General features: G+C 63.6%; 23 protein-coding genes, 1 tRNA gene and 1 pseudogene. 5 read left to right on the top strand and 20 right to left on the bottom strand.

Annotation, left to right across the window (positions count from 1 at the left end; translation table 11 throughout):
* Positions 1-15: 15 nt before the first annotated feature.
* The 4 genes and pseudogenes from B0919_RS18900 to B0919_RS18885 form a co-directional block, all read right to left on the bottom strand.
* Positions 16-484, bottom strand: a pseudogene (locus B0919_RS18900) (DUF7010 family protein).
* Between the two features lie 94 nt (positions 485-578).
* The gene (locus B0919_RS18895) at positions 579-1,529 is read right to left on the bottom strand and encodes an alpha/beta fold hydrolase (RefSeq protein ID WP_176133134.1); all 951 of its coding nucleotides are present in this window, start codon (positions 1,527-1,529) and stop codon (positions 579-581) included.
* A 547-nt stretch (positions 1,530-2,076) separates the two neighbouring features.
* Positions 2,077-2,415: an outer membrane protein assembly factor BamE gene (bamE, locus tag B0919_RS18890; protein WP_078013849.1), complete on the bottom strand. Its 339-nt coding sequence runs from the start codon at positions 2,413-2,415 to the stop codon at positions 2,077-2,079.
* Positions 2,416-2,419: 4 nt separating this feature from the next.
* Positions 2,420-2,731 carry a hypothetical protein gene (locus tag B0919_RS18885; protein ID WP_078013848.1) on the bottom strand — a complete coding sequence of 104 codons (312 nt, stop codon included), beginning with the start codon at positions 2,729-2,731 and terminating at the stop codon, positions 2,420-2,422.
* A 185-nt stretch (positions 2,732-2,916) separates the two neighbouring features.
* Here B0919_RS18885 and B0919_RS18880 point away from each other — a divergent pair, with 185 nt between their 5' ends.
* Positions 2,917-3,396: an energy transducer TonB gene (locus B0919_RS18880; protein ID WP_078013847.1), complete on the top strand. Its 480-nt coding sequence runs from the start codon at positions 2,917-2,919 to the stop codon at positions 3,394-3,396.
* Between the two features lie 51 nt (positions 3,397-3,447).
* Positions 3,448-4,239, top strand: a complete 792-nt coding sequence (locus B0919_RS18875; protein ID WP_139362254.1) for a hypothetical protein — start codon at positions 3,448-3,450, stop codon at positions 4,237-4,239.
* Between the two features lie 28 nt (positions 4,240-4,267).
* Here B0919_RS18875 and B0919_RS18870 read toward each other — a convergent pair whose 3' ends face one another.
* The 3 genes from B0919_RS18870 to B0919_RS18860 form a co-directional block, all read right to left on the bottom strand.
* On the bottom strand, positions 4,268-4,828 hold the full coding sequence (locus B0919_RS18870) for a hypothetical protein (RefSeq protein WP_078013845.1): 561 nt from the start codon (positions 4,826-4,828) through the stop codon (positions 4,268-4,270).
* A 135-nt stretch (positions 4,829-4,963) separates the two neighbouring features.
* The gene (locus B0919_RS18865; RefSeq protein ID WP_078013844.1) at positions 4,964-6,280 is read right to left on the bottom strand and encodes a dicarboxylate/amino acid:cation symporter; all 1,317 of its coding nucleotides are present in this window, start codon (positions 6,278-6,280) and stop codon (positions 4,964-4,966) included.
* A 51-nt stretch (positions 6,281-6,331) separates the two neighbouring features.
* Complete coding sequence (locus tag B0919_RS18860; RefSeq protein ID WP_139362253.1) at positions 6,332-6,679, bottom strand: hypothetical protein; 348 nt, start codon at positions 6,677-6,679, stop codon at positions 6,332-6,334.
* 322 nt (positions 6,680-7,001) lie between these two features.
* Here B0919_RS18860 and B0919_RS18855 point away from each other — a divergent pair, with 322 nt between their 5' ends.
* Positions 7,002-9,155 carry a TonB-dependent receptor family protein gene (locus B0919_RS18855; protein ID WP_176133132.1) on the top strand — a complete coding sequence of 718 codons (2,154 nt, stop codon included), beginning with the start codon at positions 7,002-7,004 and terminating at the stop codon, positions 9,153-9,155.
* Positions 9,156-9,247: 92 nt separating this feature from the next.
* On the opposite strand, the gene B0919_RS18850 is transcribed toward B0919_RS18855, so the two are convergent.
* The 4 genes from B0919_RS18850 to B0919_RS18835 form a co-directional block, all read right to left on the bottom strand.
* Positions 9,248-10,048: a phosphatase PAP2 family protein gene (locus B0919_RS18850; protein ID WP_078013842.1), complete on the bottom strand. Its 801-nt coding sequence runs from the start codon at positions 10,046-10,048 to the stop codon at positions 9,248-9,250.
* 227 nt (positions 10,049-10,275) lie between these two features.
* Positions 10,276-10,572, bottom strand: a complete 297-nt coding sequence (locus B0919_RS18845) for a hypothetical protein (RefSeq protein ID WP_078013841.1) — start codon at positions 10,570-10,572, stop codon at positions 10,276-10,278.
* Positions 10,573-10,696: 124 nt separating this feature from the next.
* Entirely contained in the window at positions 10,697-10,948 is a 252-nt protein-coding gene (locus B0919_RS18840) for a hypothetical protein (RefSeq protein ID WP_078013840.1), read from the bottom strand.
* A gap of 11 nt (positions 10,949-10,959) precedes the next feature.
* A complete protein-coding gene (locus tag B0919_RS18835) occupies positions 10,960-11,148 on the bottom strand; it encodes a hypothetical protein (RefSeq protein ID WP_078013839.1) in 189 nt (62 codons plus the stop codon).
* A gap of 149 nt (positions 11,149-11,297) precedes the next feature.
* Here B0919_RS18835 and B0919_RS18830 point away from each other — a divergent pair, with 149 nt between their 5' ends.
* Positions 11,298-11,576, top strand: a complete 279-nt coding sequence (locus tag B0919_RS18830; RefSeq protein ID WP_078013838.1) for a GNAT family N-acetyltransferase — start codon at positions 11,298-11,300, stop codon at positions 11,574-11,576.
* Positions 11,577-11,764: 188 nt separating this feature from the next.
* On the opposite strand, the gene B0919_RS18825 is transcribed toward B0919_RS18830, so the two are convergent.
* The 6 genes from B0919_RS18825 to B0919_RS18800 all read right to left on the bottom strand — a co-directional run bounded on the left by B0919_RS18825 (position 11,765) and on the right by B0919_RS18800 (position 21,113).
* Entirely contained in the window at positions 11,765-15,397 is a 3,633-nt protein-coding gene (locus tag B0919_RS18825; protein ID WP_078013837.1) for an alpha-amylase family glycosyl hydrolase, read from the bottom strand.
* Positions 15,398-15,610: 213 nt separating this feature from the next.
* Entirely contained in the window at positions 15,611-17,923 is a 2,313-nt protein-coding gene (locus B0919_RS18820; protein WP_078013836.1) for an endonuclease, read from the bottom strand.
* A 158-nt stretch (positions 17,924-18,081) separates the two neighbouring features.
* On the bottom strand, positions 18,082-18,753 hold the full coding sequence (locus B0919_RS18815) for a hypothetical protein (protein ID WP_078013835.1): 672 nt from the start codon (positions 18,751-18,753) through the stop codon (positions 18,082-18,084).
* A gap of 168 nt (positions 18,754-18,921) precedes the next feature.
* A complete protein-coding gene (locus B0919_RS18810) occupies positions 18,922-19,419 on the bottom strand; it encodes a fasciclin domain-containing protein (RefSeq protein ID WP_254846623.1) in 498 nt (165 codons plus the stop codon).
* A 377-nt stretch (positions 19,420-19,796) separates the two neighbouring features.
* Entirely contained in the window at positions 19,797-20,693 is an 897-nt protein-coding gene (locus tag B0919_RS18805; RefSeq protein WP_176133131.1) for a carbohydrate kinase family protein, read from the bottom strand.
* A gap of 348 nt (positions 20,694-21,041) precedes the next feature.
* A tRNA-Arg gene (locus B0919_RS18800) sits at positions 21,042-21,113 on the bottom strand.
* A gap of 140 nt (positions 21,114-21,253) precedes the next feature.
* Here B0919_RS18800 and B0919_RS18795 point away from each other — a divergent pair.
* Complete coding sequence (locus B0919_RS18795; protein ID WP_078013834.1) at positions 21,254-21,736, top strand: Ohr family peroxiredoxin; 483 nt, start codon at positions 21,254-21,256, stop codon at positions 21,734-21,736.
* 84 nt (positions 21,737-21,820) lie between these two features.
* On the opposite strand, the gene B0919_RS18790 is transcribed toward B0919_RS18795, so the two are convergent.
* From B0919_RS18790 to B0919_RS18780, 3 genes are all read right to left on the bottom strand, one after another.
* Entirely contained in the window at positions 21,821-22,702 is an 882-nt protein-coding gene (locus B0919_RS18790) for a transglutaminase-like domain-containing protein (RefSeq protein ID WP_139362250.1), read from the bottom strand.
* Between the two features lie 287 nt (positions 22,703-22,989).
* A complete protein-coding gene (gene sucC / locus B0919_RS18785; RefSeq protein WP_078013832.1) occupies positions 22,990-24,198 on the bottom strand; it encodes an ADP-forming succinate--CoA ligase subunit beta in 1,209 nt (402 codons plus the stop codon).
* 183 nt (positions 24,199-24,381) lie between these two features.
* Positions 24,382-25,416 carry a glycoside hydrolase family 113 gene (locus B0919_RS18780; RefSeq protein WP_078013831.1) on the bottom strand — a complete coding sequence of 345 codons (1,035 nt, stop codon included), beginning with the start codon at positions 25,414-25,416 and terminating at the stop codon, positions 24,382-24,384.
* Positions 25,417-25,539: the final 123 nt, after the last annotated feature.

The raw sequence follows: 25,539 nt of genomic DNA, 5'->3' as shown, positions 1-25,539 counted from the left end.
CCACAAACATCGAAATCAGGTAGGCCGGGCCGCAGCGGCCGTCAGCTCCAGCACCATACAGCTGGCGGCAATCAGGCCAGCCATAACGGCGTAGGCGCGGGTAAGGTACAGCCAGGCGTAGGGAAAGAAGTGCGCCCCAGTGATGATGCCGTATTACGAAGTGCTGCGGGGCCCGCATGTACATGAAAATCAGTACGGGGAAGTAAAACAGCTGCGCGAAGTTCAGCCACAGGCCCAGGGGCTGCAGCGGGTTATCGGGGACCGTCCACGCCGCGCCCAGCAGCCGCCCGAACCCGAAAGCCAGCGGCAGTACCAGGCAGCCGGCAAAGAAGGTTATGAAGCTCTTCAGGGTCGGGCCATAGGGCAGGGCCCAGATGCCGGCAATGAGCAGCCACACTAGGGTAGCTGCCGCAAGAAAGTGCACTCCGTTGCGGGCTTTGGCTGAAAGTTCGAGGCGGTACACGTCGAGGGCAGCGGCAGACATAACTCTAGGCGAAGCGTTTGTTAGCAGGGAGAGCAAGCCAAATTATGGCTTCGGAGGCTTGTCCACGCGGGGCAGGCCTCCGAAGCTAGGCAATTTATTTCTTGGCCAGGGCGTGCTGCTGCAGGAAGGCGTCGGACTGGGCAAAGAACCACTGCGTGTCGTCCCACATCAGGAAGTGGCGGCCGGCTTCCGACATTTCGATGCGGTGCTGGGGCAGCTTGGCGTACTGCTGCGCGAAGATGGCGCGGGTGCTTTCCTTGGTCGAGCCGTAGTCTTTGTAAGCCGCCCAGGAGCCGAGCACCAGCACCGGCTGCTTGATGCGGGCCACGTCCTGGCGCAGGTCGGTGGTGTACATATCGTACATGACCTGGCCCACGGTAGCGGGGTCGGAGAGGCGGCCCCAGCGGGCGGCCACGGTCTGGCGGGCCGTATCGGTAATCATGGAGGCCACCATCTGGCGCTGCTGGGCGGCGGGCATGGGGCCGCCTTTGCTCATTTGCTGGCGCATGCCCTCGGCCATAGGCTTGGCTTGCTCGGCGGTCATGGCCGGGTTCTGGATGGCGGAGAGGAAGGGCAGCGAATCCACGATGACCAGCGGGCCCACGGCCTCGGGCTGCGTGGCGCTCATCCACAGGGCCATGAAGCCGCCGAGGCTGTGGCCGATGACGGCGGGGCGGGCGAGCTTCTGCGTTTTGATGTAGGCCAGCAGCTGGTCGCGCACGTTTTGCAGCAGCTTATCGGTGCTGGCCGGGGCTGCCACGCCGCCGAAGCCGGCCAGCGACACAATGTGGCACTGGTACTGCTTCTGGTAGTGGGCCACCGTTTCGTCCCACACGGCACCGGGGCAGGTCAGGCCCGGAATCAGCAGCACGGGTTGGCCCTTGCCCACCACCCGTACCGTGAAGTTGGGGTGCTGAGCGGGGTTGTCGGCGGCCGCCGTGGTCGCGGGTTGGGTAGCCCGAGCAGCAATTGGAGCGGTAGTAGCAGCGGCCGCCAGCAGCAGGGCGGCGCAGAAGGGGCGGAGGGCGGTAGCAAAGCGTTTCATGGTCATCAGGGGTTTGGAGGCGTGATTGATGACTCAAAGGTGCGGCAACGCCCCGCCGGGCGGTAGTAAAACCTGGCCGAGCGGTAAGGGCCCTGCCCGAGTGGCCAAAAAGCGGGGGCGAATGGCAGTGGACGAATAGGTAATTCGGGGCTTAGGAACTGGGTAAATAACCCAAGTGGCATAGTAGCTTGAAGCTAGAAACTAAGGCTAGTTCCCCTCCTCAGCTGAGGAGGGGTTAGGGGTGGTTGGCCTCGGGTTAGGGCGTTTGAAACAGAACGTCATGTCGCGCATCAAGCGTGCTGACATCAGATAGTAACCTTAACCCTAACCTTTCAACCACCCCCAGCCCCTCCTCAGCTGAGGAGGGGAGCTAGCTGTAGCTCTGCCCGCAACTTAGGTTAGATAAAACCTGCCGTCTGTCATCCTGACGAAGGAAGGACCTTACCACGCCAGAACGAGTCGTAACAACGATGGTCGTTCTGGGGTGATAAGGTCCTTCCTTCGTCAGGATGACAGACGGTGGGCTTTCGGAAAGCCTGAGCGCTGCTTACTCGGCCTTGGAGGTGTTGGCGTCGGGCCGGATGTCGCCGCGAGCTTCGGGGGCGCATTCCTTGCTCGTCACGCGCCCATCGGGGCCGAAGTTGATGATGATGGGTTGGGTATCGGTGGCGCTGCCGAACATGTACGACCACTTGTGGCCGCCGTCGGCGGTGGCGTCGTCGCCTTCTGGCTCGCCCATGGTCCCGCGTACCTGCTCCTGCGTCATGCCCACTTCGATTTTGGTGCAGGCGGTGGCGTTTTTGAAGCTTTCCTGCGCCGTGCAGGCGTGCAGGGCCCAGCCCAGCAAGACCAGCAGCAGCAGGCCGAGGAGTCGTTTGGCAATCATAGGGCTAGAGGAGTTTGCTGATGTCCTCGCGCAGCGTATCGATGCCGCGTTTCAGGTCGGTCCAGACGCTGCCGTGCTCGTCGGCGGGGTCCTCGGCGCTGTCGGTGGTACCCAGCTGCTCGCCCAGCTTGCGGCGCTTCACTTCCAGGGCCGCGATGTGCTCATGGTAGTGATGCGGCGAGTCGGCGGTGGTGGCATTGGCGCGGGCGTGCAGCATCTTGATTTTGGAATCCAGCTCTTCCAGGGCCTGTTGCAGCTCGGTGCGGCTGAGGTGGCTGGGCGCACGCATGTGGTCGGGGTTGGGCGTGTAGGTCATGGCGGTAAGCAAGAGAGAAGGGGCGGCCACGGCCAGCCCTAGGGCATTGTACTGCCCTTGCCGCCGAAAAGATGCCTCGCCATGTTACCAACCTAACGGCAACCAAACGGTAACGTCGGCTTTACCGGCTGGCCCGGCGGCCACGCTAGCTTTGCCCGCGTCTCCGCCCCGCTGCTCGCCGCCGTATGCAACGCCCTGTCACGCTACTATTTGCCCTGCTGCTGGCCGGCGCCGCGCACCCGGCCCGGGCTCAGCAAACCTCTAGCCTGGCCGGCACCCCCGATACCGACAGTGCCGCCCCACCCGCCGCCGAAGGCAGCCCGGCCGCAACGGATGCCAAAAGCCCTACCCTGTACTACGCCGCCGACGTGATGCCCAGCTTCCCCGGCGGCGCACCGGCCCAGCTGGCCTTTCTGCGCGAAAAGCTGCACTTCCCCGACGAGGCCCTGCGCCGGGGGCTCTCGGGCAAGGTGCTGGTGCAGTTTATCGTGGATGAGCGCGGCCACCTGCTCGACCCCAAAGTGGTGCGCGGCCTCGGCCCCGACCTCGACGCCGAAGCCCTGCGTCTGGTGCGCATCATGCCCTGGTGGACGCCGGGCCTCGTCGGCGGGCAGCCGGTGAAAGTGCAGATGACGCTGCCCATCGTATTTCGCGCGCTGGAGTAGCAGGCCACTTGTCAAGTCGTTACGTAGCTTAGCTAGTCAACTTTCGCCGCTATGCTACCCGACCCCGAATCACTGGACTTATTTCCCAGCTACTGGGCGCGTTATCCGCTGCGAGAAGGCATGTGGACGACGGCCATCGGCCGCAACAACCCCGCAAGCCCACTGGCCGAAAGCTACCTCTGGCACGTGGAGCCAGCGGAGACGGGCGAGGGGCACGTGGTAAGAGCCCGCGAAACCGGGCGCGTGCTGCCTCTGACACCCGAACTGGCCCGACAGCTGGCCAATCTAGTGTTTACCTTATCCGAGCGGCTGCGCATCGAAGATTACCCCGAACACCAACGCCGGTTTCGTAAGCATGACATCGAGGTCTATTTCCGCGAAGGTTACCTGCACGGGGAAGTCCACCTGGAACATAACCGGGGCAGCCGCGTCTTGCCCGGACCCCTGACGGCCGCGCAAGTAGCCGACGTGCAACGCGAACCAGCTCTGCTCGGTCCCTGGCTGGATCAGGTGCTTTGGGCGTTGCGGCACCCCTTGAAAAACCAGGCGCTACGCTGGAGCGAAACCTATGACGGCGAAGCCTTTGGCGTCTGGCCCCACCTGCGCCCGCCCAAAGAGCTGGATAAGCTGGGCAGCACAGCCCTACGCGAGTACCGAATGGCCCTGCGCACCAATCCCTCGCTTACTCCCCGGCAGTGGGCCGCATGGCGAGAAGCACACGAGCGTATTTCGGCTATTTACCACGAGCGGCTAACCCGAGAGCAGGAAACTGCTCAGCTGGACACAACGCTGCGGGCCGAAATCCGGCAGATGTACCAGGATATAGACCTGGGCGAGCCGTAAGGCGCGCTGCGTTGGCGCGGCGTAACGCCTACTGGTACACGCCCCACTGGCGGGGCAGGCCCAGGTCGCGGGCCAGCGGGGCGGCGGCGGTGCCCCAGATGTTGGTCAGCAGCTCGTTCACGGCGTCAGCCAGCTCCAGGTGGTAGTCCTGCTCCAGCTTGTCGGCCAGGCGCAGGGCGGTGTCGGCGCGGCGCACGAGGTGGCTGAGCAGGGGCTGGGTGGTGCCGGTGAGCCGGGCCACAGCGGCTGGCTGGTGCCGGAAAACGTTGTTGAGCAGGCGCACCGTCAGCTCCACTTCGCCGAACTGGTCGCCGGTAATCTTGCTGTGGTAGCTGATCTGGTGTTGCAGCTGCCGCAGGATGAGTAGTAAGTCGTTGGGCGTCTGGTGGTAGCCGCGCACAGGGTCATCGAGCCGCTCGCGCAGGCGCGCCCGGCGCTCCTCCAGCGCCTCGGGGCCCTCCAGCAACCGAAACTGCAGTTGCTCGGTCAGCACCTTATCCTGGCACACGAGGCGCGCCAGGAGCTGGTCCTTTTCCTTTTGGGGCAGGTTCAGGAGAGCTTTGCGTAAAGCGGGGGGTAAAGAAGCCATGCAGTCAATTGGATACAGCGAAATAACACGCGTGCATCCTTTTTTGCTTCCGAAAGTGCAGTTTTTTCCGTCAGCAACGCAACTAGCTGAGCCTGGCGGCCGGCAACTGAGCGGTACGGAAGTCAGGCACCGCCGTTAGCGCCGGTCCAGAGGCAGCGCGTGCTCGGGCTGCTCGGCTAGTGCCGTGCTTTCGGGCTGTACGATGCCGGCCAGCGCGCGTTGGTTTTGCGCCTCGTCGAACTCGTTTTCGCTTTTGGCTACCACCACCGTGGCCACGGCGTTGCCGATGATGTTGGTAATGGCCCGCGCTTCGGACATAAACCGGTCGACGCCCAGCAACAAGGCCATGCCCTCAACGGGAATCGTTTTGGTAGCCGCCAGGGTGGAGGCCAGCACTACAAAGCCTGAGCCCGTGACGCCCGCCGCGCCTTTGCTGGTGAGCATCAGGATGCCGATGATGGTGAGCTGCTGCCCGAGCGTGAGCGGAATGTTAAACGCTTGGGCCAGAAAAATACTAGCCATCGACAGGTAGATGGTGGTGCCATCGAGGTTGAAGGAGTAGCCCGTGGGGATGACCAGCCCGGCCACCGAGCGGGAGCAGCCGAAGGCCGTGAGCTTGTCGATGAGCCGCGGCAGGGCCGACTCCGACGAGGACGTGCCGAGTACAATCAGCAGCTCTTCCTTGATGAAGCCCAGCAGCCGGAAAATGCTGAACCGGTAGTAGCGCGCCACCAGCCCCAGCACGCCGAAGATGAACAGGGCCATGGTCAGGTACACCGAGGCCATGAGCTTGGCCAGCGGCAGCAGCGTGTGCAGCCCGTACGTGCCGATGGTGTAGGCCATGCCCCCGAAGGCCCCCAGCGGCGCCAGCTTCATCACCATGCCCAGCACCCCGAACAGCACGTGGCTCAGCCGCTCGAAGGTGCTGAGCAGCGGCCGACCCACCGCCTCGGGCACCCGCGTGAGGGCCAGCCCAAAGAGCACGGCCACCAGCAGCACCTGCAGCACCTCGCCCTGCGCGAAGGCGCCCACCAGGTTTTCGGGCACGATGTGGGTAAAGAAAGCTACCCAGTCCATGCCGGCGGCCTGCTCGGCGTACTTCTGCGTTTCGGCCGCTTTGGCCGTGGCCGCCGAGGTATCCACGCCCGCGCCGGGCTGCACCAGGTTGGCCGCCGCCACCCCGATGACGAGGGCAAACGTGGTAATCAGCTCGAAGTACAGCAGGGCCTTACCGCCCACGCGCCCCACCTTTTTCAGCGAGCCGATGCTGCCGATGCCGAGCACCACCGTCAGGAAGATGATGGGCGCGATGAGCATCTTGATGAGCCGGATGAACGTCTCACCCACCGGCTTCAGCGCCGAGCCCACCGCCGGCAGCAGCGCCCCGACGAGCACGCCCAGGGCAATGGCGGTAAGAACCTGAACGGTGAGGTTGCGGGTGAAGAACTTCATGCGGGGCGTTACGGGAAAGCGCCAAATTAGGTAATGCTTTCCGCGCCGAAGCTAATAACGCCCTTGGCCAGACGACCAATGGCCGTTCCACACGTAAAGCACCGGCTCAGAGCGGTAAATGTCGAGCATGTACTGCTTGATGTCGTAGCGCAGCATCAGGTCCAGCACGGTGGTTAGCTGGCCGTAGCGGCTGTGGCTACCAAAATCAATGCGTATGCCCGTGCGGTAGTCGCGGCGGGCTCCGAATCGGGCCAACTGCTCTTCGGCGGCTCGTAGCATAGCCGCGTCGTGCCGGGCATTGCCGATGAGCGCGTACGAGTGCCAGTGCCGCAGCTGCTCGATATTCGGCGGAATGGTAAAGGTCCAACGAGAGCTGGCCTTATGCAGTGGAATCGGCATGCTGATTTGCATCACGCATTGTTTCGGTTGAAACAACCTTGGAGCAAGGCGTTGGAGCAGCAGCGGGAGCAGTAGTGCGGCTAGCAGACCCAGCGGAAAGAACAACTTGCGCGAGTGGCGGCGAACAACGGGCATGGGCTGAAACAGGATTGTGTCTGACTACACGTCTACAGGGTTGTGCATAGCTTGGCAAACTGGGACTTCCAGATACCGCCCGACAACAACGCATGGCTGGGCCGTCTGCGTGTGGGTTTGGGAGTCACGGCAGCGAAAGAATCTAACTTCAAGGCCCCTTTTGCCGTTGGGCATGCAAAGCTCAGTTATGCGTCTATTGTACCTTGCGGGGCTGCTCGCGGCATCGTCGCTGATGACCTTGCCCACGGCCCAGGCCCAGACTACCCCTCCCGACACCACGCGCCCGGCGCCCGTGGCCCTGCCCGAAGCCACCGTGATAGGCTACGGCCAACGCCTGCCGCTGCGCCGCACCGCGGCCGCCGTGGGCGTGGTGGATGCGGGCGTCATCGGACGCTTCAACGAGACTTCGCTGACGCAAGCCGTCAACACGCTGCCCGGGGTGCGGCTGGAAGAACGGGCCACGGCCAGCTACCGCCTGAGCGTGCGTGGCAGCACGCTTCGTTCGCCTTTCGGCGTGCGCAATGTGAAGGTGTACTACCACGACATTCCCTTCACCGAGGCCAGCGGCAGCACCCCGCTCAACCTGCTCGATCCGACGCTGATCGGGCGCATCGAGGTCATCAAAGGGCCCGCGGGCAGCGCCTATGGAGCCGGCACCGGCGGGGCCGTGCTGCTGAGCACCAGGCGGCCCGAGCCGGGCACCAGCCGCGTGGCTCTGGGCGCGGCTGCTGGCAGCTTCGGGTTGCGCCGCTACACGGCCACCGCCGAAACGGCTACTGAAAAAGGCCTGCTGCGCGCCCAGTACGCCCGGCAGGAACTGAATGGCTACCGCGAGCAAAGCACCCTGCGCCGCGACGTGCTGGCCCTGGATGGCGAAGTGGCCGCCTCCGACAAGCAAACGGTGGCCGTGCACGCCCTCTACACCGATTTGCGCTACCAGCTACCGGGCGGACTCACGCGGGCGCAGTTTGAGCAGAACCCGCGCCAGGCCCGGCCGGGCACTGCGGCGGCTCCGGGTACGGTGGCTCAGCGCACGTTTTACGCCTCGCGCACGGCGTTGCTGGGCCTCACGCACGAGTACCGGTTCAGCGAGCGGCTGAGCAACCAAACCACGCTTTACGGTACCGGTAGCGTCATTCGTACGCCGTATCTGGTGGATTTTGAGCGCAATACGCAGGTAGGCGGCGGCGGCCGCAGCCGCTTCAACTACCGCACGGCGCTGGCCGGGCGCCCACTGCGCCTTACGGCAGGCGGCGAGCTGCAAACGTCATTCGAAAGCTCCCGCAACTACCAGAACCGCGGCGGTACGCCCGGCCCCTTACGCTACGACGACGAAATCCGCACGCTCACCGGCTTCGGTTTCGCGCAGGCCGACTGGGAGCTGCCGTACGGCTTCCTGGCCACCGTAGGCGCCAGCTACAACCGCCTGCGCTACCGCATTCGGCGGCTGCAGGACGCCCTCAATACGCCGCCTCAGCCCTACAACATCAGCCGCGACTTCCGCCCCGAAGTGTCGCCGCGGGTAGCGCTGCTCAAGGAACTGACCCCAACTATTTCGGCCTATGCCAGCGTCAGCAGCGGGTTTTCACCGCCGACGGAGGAAGAAATCCGGCCCTCGGATGGCTCCCTGAACCAAGCCTTGCAGGCCGAGCGCGGCACCAGCTACGAGGTAGGCGCCCGCGGCGAGGTACTGGGCCAGCGCCTGAAGTTCGACGTGGCCGCTTACGATTTTCGCCTGCGCAATACTATCGTGGTGCGCACCAACGAGTTGGGTCAGCAACTGTTCTACAACACCGGCAGCACCCGGCAGCGCGGGGTGGAGGCGGCCCTGAGCGGCTGGCTGTGGCGGCAGGAACGGGTAGCAGCCAGCGAGTCGTTGCCCGGCAAGTCCAGCGCATACGCGGCTGAGGAGCCAGGCGGCCTGCGCGCTTTCGTGAGCTACACCTACAACCACTACCGCTTCGGTCGCTACGAATCCAGTGGCAGCGACTTCAGCGGCAACCGCCTCACCGGTACGGCCCCGCACACGCTCACGGCCGGGCTGGATGCTTCCGCCGGGGGCTTTTACCTGAGCCCCACCGTCAGCCACCAGGCGCGGCTGCCGCTCAACGACGCCAATACCGACTACGCCGCCGGTTACTGGACCTTCGGGGCACGCGGCGGCTGGCGCCGTACTTGGTTCCGGGCGCTGGAAACGGAACTCTACGTCGGCGTCGAAAACGCTACCGACCGCCGGTACTCGCTCGGCAACGACCTGAATGCCTTCGGAGGCCGCTACTTCCAGCCCGCGCCCGGCCGCAACTACTATGGCGGGGCCACTGTCGGTTGGCGCTTCTTGTAGCGGTGAGGCGGTGAGGTTGTGAGATGGTGCGTGTGCCGTTCTGACGTAGCCGTTTCGTTGCCCCCTCAACTCACCATCTCACAACCTCACCATTACGGACGCCACACCATCGTGAGGCCGGTGGCGCCGGGGTAGGCCATAGGCATCACGCTGTACTTGCCCGGCAGCGGCTTACGGCCCCAGCGGTTACGGTGCGTCAGGTAGCCGATGTGGGCCGACAGAATACCCAGGCCCGCGCCGGCCACCACGTCCGATTGCCAGTGCCGGTCGTTGAGCATGCGCAGGGCGCCCACGCCGGTGGCAATGGTGTAGGCCCCGATGCCGTACCACTGGCTTTTGTCGCGGAACTCGGCGTGCACGATGCTGGCCGCCAGAAATGCCTGTGCCGTGTGGCCCGAGGGGAAGGAGTTGTAGGTGGAGCCATCGGGGCGCAGCACCTTGGTGGTGTTCTTGATGAGGTAGGTGCTCAGCCCGAAAATGGCCTCCGACTTAACGATGACCAGCAGCGTATTCAGCCGGTCGTTGCGGCCTTCCACGCCGGCCAATTCTACCAGCGCCAGCTCGGCGTAGGGCGCAAAAATCAGGTAGTCGTCGATTTTGGTGCGGAAATTCGGAAATGCCCGGCGCACGTCGCTACGAGCGTCGTAGCTGCTGTAGAGGCCATTGCCGTTGATGGTGCTGGCTCCGTAGCCGATGAGCAGCGCCGGCACAATGGTAGCTCGCACCAACTTGCCCTTGTACCAGGGCTTCTTTTCGGCCACCGGCACCCCCTCCAGGTTGGCGTATTTCTTTAGCGTGTCGGGCTGGGCGGCGGGTGGGTTCTGTGGAATTTGGGCGTGAGCCGCGCCAACAGTCAGCCACAGCGCCAATACAAAGGAAGTAAACGTGCGCATCAGTAAGCGTAAAGGGTAGGAGCAAAGGGTGGTGGAAGGTCGCTTTGAGCCGGCAATGTTACGGCAGAATCAAGCGCCCCGAACCCACACAAACATGTAGCTGGTAACGGTGCCGAAGCCGGTCAGGCCGGGGTGTTGCCTCGCTGGTGTGTCCGTTGTGGCGCCGGCAACGCAAACCGCCCGACCCGCGCAAGCACGAATCGGGCGGCGGGCCTGCGCAACGCGAATTAACGCGTGCGGTTCATCGGGTCGAAGCCCGTGGTATCGTCGTTGAGTGTCGGCGGGCGCGGCGTTTCGGTGTCGTCGCTACCGTCGGAGTAAATGCGGTCGGGGGTGCTGCGCGACATGATCTGCCCGTGCGTTTCGCGGTTCAGCATGGCCGTGGTGCTGCCCTCGGTGTTGTTGTTTTCCTGGGCCGGCGTAGGGCGGTCCGAGTTGTCGATGCGCTGCTGCTCCTGCCGCTCTTCGTGGGCTTGGTTGTCGTCGGGGTTATAGTCCTGCGACTGGTTGGGTTTATCTGCCATGGTTGTGGGGGTGGATGAGTTGGTGAGACGTTTTACGCAAACAAGGCCGCTGCGGTCGAGCAGCGGCGGCAACAAAAAGCCCCGGCCGGGCGGCCGGGGCCAGTGCCACGGATGGTGCGCAGGGCTATTGGGCCCGGGCGTTGGGATTTTCTTCGCCGGGCACGCGCTCCTCGTTGCCGAGGTGCTGCGAGGCCGGTTGGTTCAGGCCCGAAGTCAGATCCGAGGTATCGGCGTCGGGCGCGGGCTGGTCGAGAATCTGCCCGTAGGTTTCGCGGTCCAGCATCGACTGCGAGGTGCCTTCGGCCGCGTTATCGGCTGCGGCACCCGATTGCGGCCGTTGCGACTCAGCAGCGGGCTCGGGAGTGGGAGGGTTCATGCGGTGAGCGGTTAGTCGACGGGGTACAGGCTGTTGCTGGCCGGGTCCATATGCTCCCAGTAGCGCACGCGCAGGGCCGGGCGGGTAGGGGCAGCAGTGGCCGGGGCGGCCGCAGGGGCCGAGGAAGTGGTGACAGCCGGGCGGTTGGGCAGGGAGGACGGCCGCTCGGCAGTGGAAGAAGTGGTAGTAGCTTGGCTCATACGATGATGGAGAAAGAACGGGCCGGTGGTGGGGCACCGGTTGGCGTCTTCTACGTAAACGGAAGCCGAACGGTCGAAGCCGGCGGCGCGTAAGTGCTCCAGCGTCGGCCGCTACCCCGCGGTTTTACTTCTCCTTAAGCACCTTGGCCATGCACGTCCAACACCAATCCGAAGACCAAACGTTTTACCTCACCTCGCACGGCTACGAGGGCGAGCTGGCCTACAGCCTCCCCGAGGACGGCGTGGTCGATTTTCAGCACACCTACGTGGACGAAGGCCTGCGCGGCAAGGGCGCAGGCGAGGCCCTGGCCAAAGAAGCCCTGGCCTGGGCCCGCGCCGAAAAGCTGCGCGTGCGCGCCAGCTGCCCCTACGTGGCCCAGTTCGTGCAGAAGCACCAGGGCGAGTACCAGGACTTGCTGGAGGCTTAAGCAGCGGGCCGGGGTTTAAAGCTAAGGTTAGTTCCCCTCCTCATTTGAGGAGGGGAACTAACCTTAATGCTAAATCCGGAATCGTCCCGCAACGAATGTTTGGCTGTGCTGTCTACATCGGCGTTACCCAGCAAAAACGGCGGCTGCCCGAAAGGACAGCCGCCGTTCATTTTTGTGGCAAGAAGCCGTTACTGCTTCACCACTTTCAGGTGCTGCTGCGTGCCGCCGCTGGTCGCCACGAGTACGTACAGGCCCGGTGCCGCTTGGCGCAACGCAGCGCTCAGCTGTTCGCCGGCAGCCGCTGCCGTAGCCGTGCGGCCGTGGTAGAGGGTGCGGCCCAGGGCCGTGCGCAGGGTCAGCTCTACGGTTTCGCCGGTGGCGGGCCAGCTCCGCAGTGCTACCTCGCCGGTAGTGGGGTTCGGAAACAACGTCAGCGCCACGGTTTCCCCTGCCGCGGGCACGTACTGCACCGGGCTGTAAGCCCATTTGCCATCGGTATCCAGCTGGCGCAGGCGGTAGTAAGCCGCAGCGGGAGCGTTGGCGTCCAGGTATTGGTAGGTCTGCGGCTGCGTGGTGGTGCCGTGGCCGGGCACCTGCCCCAGGCGGCGGAACGTGCGGCCATCAGCGGATTTTTCCACCTCGAAGCCTACGTTGTCTCGTTCCTGCGCTGTGCGCCAGCCCAACTGCACAGCCACGCCGCGCCGCTCGGCCCCGAAGCTGACCAACGTGATGGGCAGCACCGTACCGCCCGTGCCCACGCTGAACGGCGAGAAGTTGCTCACATCGGTAGCCGTAACGGAGTACGGCCCGCTGCCGCTTACGGCGGAGGTGGGCAGCTGCTCCCACTGCGTGCCGTTGAAGTGGTACACGGTGGCAGCATTGCGCACGAAGTCCGCGTTTTCGTCGGCCACATTCCACTGGAAAGTCAGCGAGGCTGTTAGCGCGCCCGTGGGGCTGATTTGCCAGGTGCGGTTCACAAACTTATTGGCCTGGGCGAGCGGCGCGCCCGAGTTGCCGTTGGTGAGTACGGTGCCGGCCGCGCGCACGGGCACGGTAGCCGTGGTGTTGCCGGTATTCTGCAGGCTCAGCGGCGAGTAGCCGGCGGCCGTGCCCACCGGGTAGAGCAGCGTAGCGCCGGCCGCTACCGGCCGAATCACCGCGCCGCCGCTGGCCGGGTCGTTTTTGGTTACCACGTAGCGGGCGTTGCCAGCCCCGGTGATGGTAGCCGTGGTCGTCAGCGTGAGGTTCTGGTCGTCGAGGATGAGGTGACCGTTGCTCAGGGCCAGCGTGCCGCTGACGGATACGGGCGAGAGCAGCCGCACGTCGGCGGGGTTGTCGATGATCAGGTTGCTAAAGCTCAGGCCAGTGCCGCTTAGCGTCTGGGGCGTCATGCTGACCAGCTCCACCGTGCCGGCCGCTGTCAGCGGGCCTTGGCTGGTGAGGTTGCCGGTCAGGCGCAGCGTTGCGCCGGCCGCCAGCGTGAAAGAGGCGCCGGGAGCCACGGTAAAGTTGCGGGCTTGCAGGGTGGTGCCGCTCAGATTGGGCATAAACGAGCTGCCCGCCGGGATGAGCACGTCGGTGCTGGCTGAGGGCTGCACGCCGCCTTCCCAGTTGCGGCAGCTGCTCACGTCGGCCGAGTTGCCGTTGCCGGTCCAGATGGCCACGGTATTGCGGGCCGGGGCGGTGCGCGCATCCGCCGCGGCGGGCGCGGTATAGGTGGCTTTCACGTAGCAGCGCTGCCCGGGGTAGCTGGCTGTGGTGTTGCGCACTTTCAGCGTCAGCCAGCCCGTGCTGCCCGGCGTGAAGCTACCCCCCACCGAGCCCGTGCCGTTGCTGCTCTTCAGGATGTCGCCCTGCAGGTCCTGCACTTCCAGGGTCAGGTCGCGGCCGGTGTTGGGCAGCTCGGGGTACAGTTCGTAGCTCACCGGCTGGCCGGCCTGCGCGTAGATTTTGCCCACCACGCGGCGGTTGGTGGAGTTGTCGGGCAGGCGGCCGCCCTGGCCCAGGCTCTGGCAGTTCTGGTCACCCAGGTCGTCGGCCATTTCCCACTCCTGGGTGGTGGTAGTGGCGCGGGCCGGGCTGAAAGAGCTGCCCTGGCCCTTAGGCGCCCACACCGAGTAGCCGCGGCGGCCGTTCAGGGCCGAACCGTTGCAGGGCGGCGTATTGATGCGCACGCGCCGGTCCTGCGGCACCTCGTACTCGTAGCTGCCGTTGGCGCCGGAATAGTCCACCAGACGCGTGCCCGGCGCAAAGTCCGAGTCGACATAGGTTTCCTGCCAGGTGTCGTAGCTGTCGTTGATGCCGATGATGGCCTTGGCGCTGCGCTCAATGACGAGGTGGTCGCCCTGCTGCGCCCGCACGCGGTAGGCGCCGTCCTTTAAGTGCAGGTTCTGGTGGCACCAGAGCAGGTTCACCAGGTCGTCGCGCACGGGCAGGTCGGTGCTGGAAGAGGGCAGGTGCGAGTAGCGCTTGCCGGTGCCGCCGAGGTTGAACAGGTCCTCAAAGAAAATCTGCGGGTTGCCGTCCACCGCAAACGCCACCGCGTAGGCCGCCGACAGGCGCGCGTCAAACGGGTCGATGTGCGGGGCCAGCTCCGAGCCCGTGTTCCAGCCGGTGTAGTTGCCGTTGGCGTCGAGCTGGGGCCGGAAGGTATCGTGGTTGTTCACGAATGGGGCCGTGCGGTGCACGTAGCTGATGCTATTGCCCGAGCCGTACTGCGCCACGCGCTGGTCCTGCTGGTAGCCCGGCAGGGAGCCGATGTTGAAGTTGCCGCCCCCGGTCACCATCTGGTACAGCCCGTCGCGCAGGCTGAAGTCGAAGGTGCCCATGAGAAAGTCCGAGCCGCCGTTCTGGGCGTTGACGCTGCTGGTGTAGCCGTCCAGCTCGCCCTTGTTGCCCACGTACTCGCCCACGTTGTACATCTGGTTGCCGGCCGAGGCCCAGCCGTTGAGGTACTTCAGGTTGTAGCTCCAGTCCTGCTGGGCGGCGTAGCTGAAGTGCTTCACCGCGTCCCAGCGGAAGCCGTCGACGCCGGTTTGCTTGGCCAGCCACAGCAGCCAGCTGCGGGCCTGGTTGCGCGAGTAGCCCGGGCCCTGAGCGGGGTTGTACGTAGCGTTAGAGCTCAGCCCGTAGCCATCAGAGCCCCCGTCGTCGCCGTAGCAGAAGTCGGGGCCGAAGTAGGGCGCGGCCATGTCGCCGGAGGTGGTGTTGTGGCCGGCGTGGGCGTGAAAGTTGGGGAAGTTCTTGCTCCAGCGGCCCTGCCGCGCCAAGTACTCGGCCGCCGTTTCGCCCGTCTCGGGCAGCGGGGTGGCGTAGCTGGCGTAACGGAAGTTCTTGTAGCCCGCGTTGCTCGACATGGCGTACGGGTCCGGGTCCTGCCCGCCGGCGCCGGTGTTGGTACCGGCCCCATCGGTGTGGTTCAGCACCACGTCCTGAATCACCTCGATGCCGTTGGCGTGCAGCACGGCCACCAAGCGCAGCAATTCGTCCTTGGTGCCCACACGGGTGCCGGTGGCGCCCTTCTGGTACTTGTCGCCGAGGTCGTAGTGGTCGAAGGGCGAGTAGCCCACGTCGCTGGTCGCGTTTTTGTTTTTCGCCGTCGGCGGAATCCACACCGCGTCGATGCCCATGCTTTTCAGGCGCGGGGCGAGGTCGGCCAGGTAGTTAGCCCAGCCCGCCGGGTAGTTGGTGTTCCAATAGTCCCACCAGAAGGCTTGCAGCACCACGCGCTTGGTGGTTTGCGCGGCCAGCGGCCGGCCCAGCAGGAGTAACAGCAGCAGAATCCACGACCAGCGGCCGCGGCGAGAGTAGCGTTGTTGCATACGCAAAGTGGGTGGGAGGGAAGCCGCCGCAAACGGGTGGGCGCCGGTGCTATTCAGCTACGCAAGTTACGCCAAGGTTAAGGGGATTTGCAACGTGGGTATCTGGCTTATTATCAGGCTCAAGGAATGAGGAATATTGCGTTGATTATTAACGGAAAGCGCCTTCCCGGCCGAAGCCAGGAAGGCGCTTTTCAGCAGAAACGTAATCAGCGTTTAGCGTTGCACGGCTACGCGGGCAGTGTGCTGCACACCGTTCACCGTCACGCGCAGCGAGTACAGGCCCGCGGGCAGCGTGGGCAGGCTGAGGTTGGTAGCCTCGGCGCCGCGCAGGGTGCGCTGCGTGCTCAGCACCTGCCGGCCCAGCCCGTCGTAGAGGCCGACGGTGGCCGTGTGCGTGCCGCTCAGGCCGGGCAGGCGCACCTGCACCGCCCCGGCCGTCGGGTTCGGGAATACCTCGATGCCTACGCCCAGCGCCGCAGCCTTGGTGGTGCCCGTAGTGGTACCGCACGAGGTGTTGGTGTGGCGGCCCAGGTCGGAGAAGTCGTCCACGTTGCGGCCCTGCCACTCAGCAGCGGCGGTGCTCCAGCGCAGGTTGCCGCTGCCCACCGTCGGCCGACGAATCAGCGTCGCGTTGGTGGTAGCGCCGCCGCCGGGGATGGTCCAGTTGGCCTGCTGCCCGATAACGCCGATGATGTCCAGTGTGTCGGTGCCGTTGAAGAGGGCCATGGCGTCGTCGCCGTTGAAGTCGACCACCGAGCTAGTGGCGTTGGCTACGGCCAGCACCTGCGAAACGGAAGCCGGCGTGGCCACCACGTAGGTGCCGCCCGGGGCGATAATGCCGCTCAGCGTGTAAGGGGCCTGCGGGGTGCGGCTGCCGTTGGCGAAGCGCAGCAGGCGGTAGGTGCTCAGGTTGATGGCGTTGGCCGAGGGGTTGTAAATCTCCACGGCGCGGGTGGCGCCGCTCGATTCCACGTACTCCGAGAAGAAGAGCTGCGCGCAGTTGCCGCTGCCACCGGGAGCAGCCGCGTCGTCGTTGGTGATGGTCAGCACGTGGGCCGTGGGGGCACTCACGGCTACGCCGCCTCCGCTGGGCTGGCCCAGCAGCAGGCGTACCGTTTCGTTGGGTTCAGCGGTGGCGTCGCCGTTCACCGTTACCTGTACCGGCAGGCTGGTTACGCCGGCCCCGAAGCTGAGCGAAGTCGTGTTCAGGGTGTAGTCCGTGGCATCGGCGGTGCTGCCGGCGGCATCCACGCTGATGGGCAGGGTAAACGCGCCGGTGGGCGCGGCGCCGCTCAGCACCACGTTCACCGTGTAGCTGCTCGTGCCGCTATTGCCTTCCACGATGCTGCCCGTAGCCGCGGCGAAGCTCACCAGCGGCGGCTGGCCGTCGTCGTTGCGGATGGTCACGTCGTGCGCATTCGGCGAGGCGATGCTCAGGCCGGCCGCGGCGTTCTGCAGCACCAGGCGCACCGTTTCGTCGGCCTCCGGCTGGGTGTCGCCGTTGATGGTAAGCGTCACGGTCTGCGAGGTCTGGCCCGCCGCGAAGGTCACCGTCTGGGTGGTATAGGTGTAGTCGCTGGGCGAAGTAGCCGTCGAGTTAGCCGCGTCCACGGCCACTTCCACCGTCAGGGTGGCCGTCGGAGCCGGCGACACGCTGAGCGTAGCCGTGTAGCTGCTCGTGCCGCCGTTGCCCTCCACGATGCTGCCCGTAGCGGCGGCAAACGTAACTGTGGGACCGGCCGGCGCGAAGCCCCAGGCCTTCGCTACCAGCGACGGATCAACGATGTAGGGGTTGAAGTTGCCCTGCGCCTTGGCGGCGCGGCGGTTCCGCTCCCGTTCGTGGGCGTCCACCGGGTCGGCCAAGTGCCACTGATAGAGGGTCTGCAGGTCGGCCAGGGCCGTAATTACTTCCTTGCCGGAATCAAAATTCTGCCCGGCGTGCATGGTGTAGAAGTAGAAGGCCGTGCGAGCGAGGTTGCCCTTGTGGTCTTCGCGGGGCTCAAACAGGGAGCCGCTGTCTTCGCTCCACTCGTCGATGTTGCTGCTCGGGATGCTGCTCTGGCTGGTGGTGTTGCGCATCCAGATGCGGGTTTGCGCGTCCGGAATTTCCGCAAACATGTCGCTGCCGCGGTTCGAGTTCCACTGCGTGTAGGTGGGGTAGAGGTGGTGAATGTCGGAGCGCATGCGGCTCACCTCGTTAAACCACGACTGCGGAATGGTATGCTCGCAGTTGATCAGGCCCACATTGGCCGTGCTGGTGGCCGTCGAGTCGATGGTTTTGGGCACCGAGTAGCCCGAGTACACGCAGGTGAGCTGGCCGTTGAACACGTCCACGTAGTTGTACATCTTGCCGCGGGCCTGGTCGTAGCCCAGGTCCACGCGCTTGCCATCGTACCAGTTCTGGCGCAGCCAGTCGCGCAGGGCCACGCCCTGCAGGCTGGCCGGCGGGGCCGGCGGTAGCGTTTGGGCCGTGACCGAAGCCAGGCTCAGGCCGGTTAAGAGAAGCGTTGCGAAGAGGTGCTTCATGCAAAAGGAAAGAGGAGAGAGTAAGGAAAACCGCGACCAAGTTCTGAAAAGCAATCCGTACCGGCTTTACCGAGGGGTTACCAAATTGCGCCGGAGCAAAAAAAAGCGGCGGCCCCGGCATTGCCCGGGCCGCCGCCGCAGCTCTAAACAGGCCGGGCTTACATGCCCGACTTGTCCTTCATCTTATCTTTTTTCTTGTCCGATTTGTCGGGCTTCATGCGGCGACCCACGCGCATATCATCAGACCCCGACGAGGTGCCGGTGCTCATGGTGCCGTCGGTGGTGCCGGTCGTAGTCGTGGTCGAGGTGCCCGAACCGCTCATCGAGCCGGACGAATCCATGGTGCCCGAGGTGCTGCTCGGCGTGGTGCTCGTGCCCGAGTTCATCGTGCCCGAACCCGTGTTGCTCGGCGTGGTGGTGTTCGACAGGTTCGTGCCCGTGCCGCCCTGCATCATGCCGCTGTTGGTCGTGGTGTTCGTGTTCGTCGTGGTGTTGGTAGTCGTCGACGAGGAGTTGGTGCCCGAGTTATCCATCGAGCCCGACGAGTTCATCATCGAGCCGCCGGTGGAAGAGCCCGACGATGAGCCGCTCGTGGAGCCGTCCATCGTGGTGCCGTTCATGGGCTTGAGTTTGGCCTTCATCTTGGCGCCGTCATCGGCTTTGCCCTTCATCTTGGCATTGCCGTTGTCGTCGTCCTTGGTTTTGGTCTTGGTGCCCATGTCGGTCGTTTTGGTCTTGGTACCGTCGCTCGACGTTTTGGTGGTCTGCGCTTCGGCTACGGTACAAAAGGCTACGGCAAGGGCCAGGACGGAGATGGTTTTCTTAAACATGGTGAGTCTTGGTTGGGAGTAAAAAGGGAGACGGTGTTATGGCCCCGTATACGCAGGCCGTAAAAGTTGGGTGGCCTCGACAGGTGACAACGTGCCTTTACAGGCACAAAAAAGCCCTCCCCGCTCGGCAGGAAGGGCTTTGGGAGCTGAATTTTTGGCGCTGAAAACCTAGCGGGCGGGCATCAGCACGGCGTCTACCACGTGGGTCACGCCGTTGCTCGACACCACATTGGGGATGGTCACGGTGGACATGCCGCCTTTGCTGTCGTGCAGCATTACCGAGCCACCCATGGTCATTACCGTCAGCGTTTCGCCTTCCACGGTGGTGAGTTTCTGCCCATCCTTCAGGTCAGAAGCGAGGTAGCGACCGGGCACTACGTGGTAAGTGAGAATGGTCGTGAGCTGCTGCTTGTTTTCGGGCTTTACCAGACTTTCCACCGTTCCCGCGGGCAGCTTCTGGAAGGCTTCGTTGGTGGGCGCGAACACCGTGAAAGGGCCCGCGCCCTGCAGGGTAGGTACCAGTCCCGCCGCTTTCACGGCCGTAACCAGCGTGGTGTGGTCCTTGGAGTTCAGGGCGTTGGTCACGATGTCTTTGTTGGGCGCCATCATCGCTCCCCCCACCATCACGCCCGCCGACGAGCCTGCCATGCTACCCGAGGCGCTCATGCTGCCGCCGGTAGAAGTGCCGTTCATGCTCTTTTTGTCCTTCGTTTTCATTTTGCCGTCCTGGGCTTTAGTCTGGGCGAAGGCCGAAGACGAAAAGCCGGTGCCGAGGGCCAGCAAGAGGGCCGTTGTAGCCAGCAGATACTTTACCATGGTGCTTGGGTGTAGATAGTGAGCGGTGTGAGAATGACCAACTTACGAAGGCCACTCACCACCGGATTGCGTTGCCTCTTTTTCTTGCCCTGGCCGCCACCCCGTCGCGTCACCGCATTTAGCACCTCAAGCGCCGAAACCGATTCGCTTAACCTAGACCTCGCTGCGCGGCAGAAAAGCTAAGGACAGGAAGTCGTAGGGAGTTGTAAGAAGCCCGGACGCGCCCATCAGGTGACGAGCAGCGCGTCTACCTCGGCTTCGCTAAAGGCCGGGGTAGCACCCTCGTGCATGGCCACCAGGGCCCCGGTAGCGCAGGCAAAACGCAGCGACTCTGCCGGCGGCCGGCCGATTAGCCAACCTTTGAGCAGCGCCGCCAGAAAGGCGTCGCCGCTACCGATGGTGTCTTTGACGGCCACGGGCACGCCGGGCGCGCGGTACAGTTCGTTTCCCGCCCAGAGCAGGGCGCCGTCGGCACCGCAGGTCACGCACACGCCCTGCAGCCCAAAATGCGTAGCCAGCCATTGCATGGCGGCCTCATGGCCTGCCTTGGCGTCGAGCGGCTGCCCAAGCCAGCCTATGATTTCGGCCAGCTCGTGATGGTTCATTTTTACCAGATCGGCCTTGCCCAGCAGGTGTGCTACCACTTCCTGGGTGTAGTGCGGCGGGCGCAGGTTCACGTCGAATACCTTGAACCGGGCCTGTTCCAGCAGTCGGTACAGGCTCTGGCGTGTAGTCGCGTCGCGGGCCGCCAGCGAGCCGAATACAAACATATCGGCGCGCTGCACCAGCTCTGCCTGGGCTGCATCGTGCTGCACGTAATCCCACGCCACCGGGTGCACAATGGTGTAGGTCACCTCGTGCGCGTCGTCCACGTTGGCCTGCACCACGCCGGTACGGTGGGTGGCGTCAAGCTGAATATAATCGGTGCCCAGTCCTTTGCGGGCTACAAAGTCCAGTAGTTCCGTGCCTAAAGCGTCGTTGCCCACGCCGCTGATGAGCTGCGCCGACACGCCCAGCTGGCGCAGGTGCACGGACACGTTGAAGGGGGCGCCGCCGGGCTGTTTGCCCGAAGGCAGTACGTCCCACAGGATTTCGCCGAAGCAGACTACTTGGCTAGCTGGCATAAGCATCGAATCATGAATAGTGGGCAGAACAAACGGAATACGTTCAGGCAAAAAGCCCGACTCCTCGAGTGGTGCTGCGCAGGATGACCGCTCTACCCACAATCAACGCAGAAACAACCAGCACGTCGCGCTTGGGTCGCTATACAATGAGAAAGAAGTCGGATAGCTGACGGTGCGGCTTCCAGGCAGCTTATAAAAGAGCTTCACGGTCGCGTGCTTACGGCTCGTAGCCCGGGCACCTTAGGGCTACTTTAAATAGCTGGGACCAGTAGAGGCGCCTGCCCGCATCTGCCCGGCACCGCCGCAAAATAAAAAGCCCTCGTTGCAGCTTGCAAAGAGGGCTTTCTGTGGCCACGCCAGGAATCGAACCTGGATCAAGAGCTTCGGAGACTCCTATACTATCCGTTGTACTACGTGGCCGGTAGTGGGCGGCAAAAGTAGGTAAAAATGCGCCGCTACCAAATCACGCTGGCCTTTTCTACGAAATTCCTCCCATAACCTTCCCTTTCGTTTCGTAGTTAACAGAAGCACACAACCACAAACCCTAAGTACTGCATCCTATGGCTTCATCCGAGAAAAAGACCTTGTACACCGCTGAGGCTCAGGCGGTGGGCGGCCGTAGCGGCCACGTGCGCTCCACGACCGGCGTCATCGACCTCGACATGTCGGTGCCTGAGGGCCTGGGCGGAAAAAGAGGTGCTACCAACCCCGAAGAATTATTTGCCGCCGGGTATTCGTCGTGCTTTCAGCAGGCGCTGCTGGTCATTGCGCAGCGCGCCGGCGACCGGCTCGACCCCGATACCACCGTTAACTGCTCAGTGACCTTGTTCCAAGAAGGCGAAGCCTATGGTCTAAGCGCCGTGCTGGATGTCGACCTGAAGAAATTTGATGAGCAGAAAACCATCGACATGGTACGGCAGGCACACCGCATTTGCCCGTACTCCGTAGGTACCCGCGGCAACATGGAAGTGGAGCTGCGCGTGAAGGGGCAGGCCATTCCGGTGCAGGCAGAAGAAAACGCCGGGGTAGCCCAAAAGCAGTAGCACCCAGTCCAAGCACAAAAGCGCGGGCCCGTTCCTTATGTGGAGCGGGCCCGCGCTTTTGTGTTTGGCTATAAGCAGACACTGTTACTCGCCAGCGCTGGAGGGCTCCTGCGCCTGGTGAGTTTCCAAGGGGTTGGGGTAGAAAACGGCTGTGGAGTTAGTATAGCGCATGCCGATCAGGCGGGTCGTGCGCTGAAACACCGTCAGCTTCTTCGCCCCTATGGGCGTCAGCATCAGGCTGGCGGTGCTCGTCTTCACACCGTAGCGGTTATCCAGCGGCGTATCGAAGTAGTATAGGTAGGGCTGCAGCCAGCGGTAATAAAACTTGATTTTGGCATCCGTCGACGTCTCGCCGCTTAGCCCGGTAGCTTTCTTGGCCAGAGCATGCTGCAGTTCCACGGCGCTGAGGGGCGCCCCATTGAGGATGGGCAGCACATCCCACTGGCTGTCCACCAGGGCCCACTTCTGGTATTCCTCCAGCCACACTTCCGTCAGCACGTGGCCGCCAGCCGAGCCGCGCTTGTCGGCGTCGGGGGCTTTGAGAAACAGGGGGCGGGCCGGCATGCCCATGGCCGTAAGTACGGCGGCCATTACCCGGCCATATTCCACGCACTGCACCGATTTACCGCGCAGCGCGTCGTCCAGAATTTCCATCGGGTCCGTCTTGGTCGAGGCTATGCGTCCGTCGTGGGTCAGCCGGTTGTGTACCCACAGACTCAGAGCCTTCACCTTGCCCAGCGTAGTATTCTCCGCGGCCGCAATGGCTTCGAGCCCGTACCGGTCGCGTAGGGTTTGCAGGTAAAAGTCCTCTGGTTCGCTGAAGCGGAAAGTGTAAGCTGCGGCCCCCGCAGGCGCGGTGCTAAACGGCAGCGGCTGCTCGGTGGTAGGAGCGGCGGACTGTGCCTGGCTTGGCAAGGATAAGCCCAGCGCCAGCCAAATCAACAGGAGAGTAAACTTTTTATGCATCAGAACGGAAGGCACGTAGGTGAAGACCTGCAAACGCAGAAAGCAAGCAGGGGGTTGAGCAAAAAGGGCGACAAATCGGCAGGCGCAGCCACAAAGCAACCGACAAAATGCAATCAAATATCAGTCTGATTCAACACGCAAGCTTCGTGGTGCAAGTATAACTTAATATATTTTATATATGACTAAAAATATATGTGATTGACAAGTACACCAGATTTGGGTAATGAAAAACCCCGCCAGCGGGCTGGCGGGGTTTTGCACGAGGGTAACGTGCTGAGGAAGAAAACCTAGGCTTTCTGCTCCTGCATGGCAAGTACCTCTTTCACTTTCTGAGCGGCGTCTTTCAGCAGCACGGCCGAGTACACCTTCAGGCCCGACTCGTCGATGATGCGGGCGCCTTCCTCTGCGTTGGTGCCTTGCAGGCGCACGATGATAGGCACGCGGATGTCGCCGATGTTCTTATAAGCTTCCACCACGCCGTTGGCCACCCGGTCGCAACGCACGATGCCACCGAAGATGTTGATCAGAATGGCCTTCACGTTCGGGTCCTTCAGGATGATGCGGAAACCGGCTTCTACGGTCTGCGCATTGGCTCCGCCCCCTACGTCGAGGAAGTTGGCCGGCTCACCGCCCGAGAGCTTGATGATGTCCATGGTCGCCATGGCCAGGCCGGCGCCGTTTACCATGCAGCCCACGTTGCCGTCGAGCTTCACGTAGTTCAGGTTCGAGGCCGAAGCTTCCACTTCCAGCGGATCTTCCTCGTTGGTGTCGCGCAGGGCAGCGAAGTCCTTGTGACGGTACAGCGCGTTTTCGTCCAGCGTCACCTTGGCGTCGACGGCCAGGATCTTGTTGTCCGAGGTCTTGAGCACCGGGTTGATTTCGAACATGGCCGAGTCGGTGTCGTCGTAGGCCTTGTACAGGGCCTGCACGAACTTCACCATCTCTTTGTAGGCTTCACCCGACAAACCCAGGTTGAAGGCAATCTTGCCGGCCTGGAAGGGGCGCAAACCCACGCGCGGGTCCACGTGCTCCTTCAGGATCTTGTCGGGATGCGCCTCGGCTACTTCCTCGATGTCCATGCCACCCTCGGTGGTGTAGATGATGACGTTCTTGCCGGACGCACGGTCCAGCAGCACCGACATGTAGAATTCCTTGGTTTCCGATTCGCCGGGGTAGTACACGTCCTGGGCAACCAGTACCTTGTGTACTTTGCGGCCTTCGGGACCGGTTTGCTTGGTCACCAGCTGCATGCCGATGATCTGACCGGCAATTTCACGCACCTGGTCAAGGTTTTTGGCCAGCTTCACGCCGCCCCCTTTGCCGCGGCCACCCGCGTGGATTTGGGCTTTAATCACGTGCCAGCCGGTGCCGGTCTGCTCCGTGAGTTTCTTGGCGGCTTCCACGGCCTCCTCGGCCGTTTCGGCCACGATGCCTTCCTGCACGCGTACGCCGTAACGCTTGAGGATGTCCTTGCCCTGATATTCGTGAATGTTCATACGTCGAACGTGAGTGGGTTTTCGGGTTCCGGAAATGTGCCCGCGAAAGTAGGCAATATTTTAGGTGACAGGTAATGTGTGATACGTAACAGGCAAGTAAGGTTTGAGAATCAGGTTTATAGATAAGTCAGGGTTTTTCTGCACAAAGCTCACCCGGGATTGATGCGAGTAGATCAGCACCCCTTATTCATGGTCCAACGCATACCAGCGGGCCATGACTTGCTCGGCGGGCCGGTGCTGGGGCGTGTAATCGGTGCGGCGCCGGCCCGTGGCGTCGGGGGGCATGCCGGGATACCACTTCCAGATGAACAGGCCCCCGAACCAGGGCTGCCGCCAGCAGGCCCGGAATAACGCTTCGTAGCAAACGGCCTGGGTCGCGTCGTCTTCGGGCGTGGGTTTGCGCGGGTCGGGCCATTCCCAGGGCGCCGCCGCAGCCGTCGGAATGGAGCGGTAGCCCGCCTCCGTAAACACCACCGGCTTACCGTAGCGCTGCTGCACGCGCGCAATGGCCTGCAAGTGAGGCTGCCAGGCCTGGCGCAGCTCGGCGGTATCGGGTTGCGGCCTGGGGCTGAGCGGGAAATAGGCCTGCACGCCGATAAAGTCCAGCGCGTCCCAGAAGCGGATGCCTTCGTATTCTTCGTGCCAGTTGGCGGCGTAGGTAAGTTGCCCGTGGTACACTTGCCGAATGGCTTGAATCAGCCGGCGCCATTCCGGCTCGTGCTCCACCGCGGCGTGCTTCAGTTCCGTACCGATGCAGAGCGCCTCCATGTGGTGGCGCTCGGCTAGCTCGGCGTAGTGCAGGATAAAGCGGGAATAGCTGGCAAACCACGCCTGCCAATCAGCCGCCGTACGCATCTGAATCTGCCCGGGCCACTGCCCGCGGCTGCGCAGCCACAAGTGCGGCTTGAGCAGGGTACGGATGCCGTGGCGGCGTGCCAGCCGGGCCGTGTGCACCAGGCCGCTGTCGGCCTCGCCCCAGAACATCCGCCGCTGCCGCCCGCCACCGGTGTGCAGCACCACTTCCGGCGCGGCCGAATCGGCCTGCCAGCCGAAGGGCGTCTGGGAAATCCACGTGACGTGGTTGCGCTGCAGAGCCAGAATTTCGTCTTCGGTAGTGGAGTCGGCTGCTACCCAGCTGACGCCCCGCAGGCGCACGTCCGCCGGGATGAGCGGGCGGGTAGGGGAGCCGGCCGGGGCTTCGCAGCGCGAAGCGAGCAAAGCAAAAACGAGCGGCAGTAGGCCGCTTCGGCCGAGGTTGCGTATAAGCCGCCGGTTGCGCATACAGCCAAGATACGCGGCAATGGCCGAGGCGGCCTATTCTGCGTAGCTTTGTCCCTATTC

This window comes from Hymenobacter sp. CRA2 (assembly GCF_002007105.1).
GTDB lineage: Bacteria > Bacteroidota > Bacteroidia > Cytophagales > Hymenobacteraceae > Solirubrum.
The sequence above is the reverse complement of the archived record's forward strand: the minus strand, read 5'-3'. Positions and strand labels throughout refer to the sequence as shown.

Excerpts from the sequence above, each read along its gene's own strand:
- B0919_RS18895 (WP_176133134.1), bottom strand. The coding sequence starts at position 1,529 with ATGAAACGCTTTGCTACCGCCCTCCGCCCCTTCTGCGCCGCCCTGCTG.
- bamE (WP_078013849.1), bottom strand. The coding sequence starts at position 2,415 with ATGATTGCCAAACGACTCCTCGGCCTGCTGCTGCTGGTCTTGCTGGGC.
- B0919_RS18885 (WP_078013848.1), bottom strand. The coding sequence starts at position 2,731 with ATGACCTACACGCCCAACCCCGACCACATGCGTGCGCCCAGCCACCTC.
- B0919_RS18880 (WP_078013847.1), top strand. The coding sequence starts at position 2,917 with ATGCAACGCCCTGTCACGCTACTATTTGCCCTGCTGCTGGCCGGCGCC.
- B0919_RS18875 (WP_139362254.1), top strand. The coding sequence starts at position 3,448 with ATGCTACCCGACCCCGAATCACTGGACTTATTTCCCAGCTACTGGGCG.
- B0919_RS18870 (WP_078013845.1), bottom strand. The coding sequence starts at position 4,828 with ATGGCTTCTTTACCCCCCGCTTTACGCAAAGCTCTCCTGAACCTGCCC.
- B0919_RS18865 (WP_078013844.1), bottom strand. The coding sequence starts at position 6,280 with ATGAAGTTCTTCACCCGCAACCTCACCGTTCAGGTTCTTACCGCCATT.
- B0919_RS18860 (WP_139362253.1), bottom strand. The coding sequence starts at position 6,679 with ATGCCGATTCCACTGCATAAGGCCAGCTCTCGTTGGACCTTTACCATT.
- B0919_RS18855 (WP_176133132.1), top strand. The coding sequence starts at position 7,002 with ATGCGTCTATTGTACCTTGCGGGGCTGCTCGCGGCATCGTCGCTGATG.
- B0919_RS18850 (WP_078013842.1), bottom strand. The coding sequence starts at position 10,048 with ATGCGCACGTTTACTTCCTTTGTATTGGCGCTGTGGCTGACTGTTGGC.
- B0919_RS18845 (WP_078013841.1), bottom strand. The coding sequence starts at position 10,572 with ATGGCAGATAAACCCAACCAGTCGCAGGACTATAACCCCGACGACAAC.
- B0919_RS18840 (WP_078013840.1), bottom strand. The coding sequence starts at position 10,948 with ATGAACCCTCCCACTCCCGAGCCCGCTGCTGAGTCGCAACGGCCGCAA.
- B0919_RS18835 (WP_078013839.1), bottom strand. The coding sequence starts at position 11,148 with ATGAGCCAAGCTACTACCACTTCTTCCACTGCCGAGCGGCCGTCCTCC.
- B0919_RS18830 (WP_078013838.1), top strand. The coding sequence starts at position 11,298 with ATGCACGTCCAACACCAATCCGAAGACCAAACGTTTTACCTCACCTCG.
- B0919_RS18825 (WP_078013837.1), bottom strand. The coding sequence starts at position 15,397 with ATGCAACAACGCTACTCTCGCCGCGGCCGCTGGTCGTGGATTCTGCTG.
- B0919_RS18820 (WP_078013836.1), bottom strand. The coding sequence starts at position 17,923 with ATGAAGCACCTCTTCGCAACGCTTCTCTTAACCGGCCTGAGCCTGGCT.
- B0919_RS18815 (WP_078013835.1), bottom strand. The coding sequence starts at position 18,753 with ATGTTTAAGAAAACCATCTCCGTCCTGGCCCTTGCCGTAGCCTTTTGT.
- B0919_RS18810 (WP_254846623.1), bottom strand. The coding sequence starts at position 19,419 with ATGAGCGCCTCGGGTAGCATGGCAGGCTCGTCGGCGGGCGTGATGGTG.
- B0919_RS18805 (WP_176133131.1), bottom strand. The coding sequence starts at position 20,693 with ATGCCAGCTAGCCAAGTAGTCTGCTTCGGCGAAATCCTGTGGGACGTA.
- B0919_RS18795 (WP_078013834.1), top strand. The coding sequence starts at position 21,254 with ATGGCTTCATCCGAGAAAAAGACCTTGTACACCGCTGAGGCTCAGGCG.
- B0919_RS18790 (WP_139362250.1), bottom strand. The coding sequence starts at position 22,702 with ATGCATAAAAAGTTTACTCTCCTGTTGATTTGGCTGGCGCTGGGCTTA.
- sucC (WP_078013832.1), bottom strand. The coding sequence starts at position 24,198 with ATGAACATTCACGAATATCAGGGCAAGGACATCCTCAAGCGTTACGGC.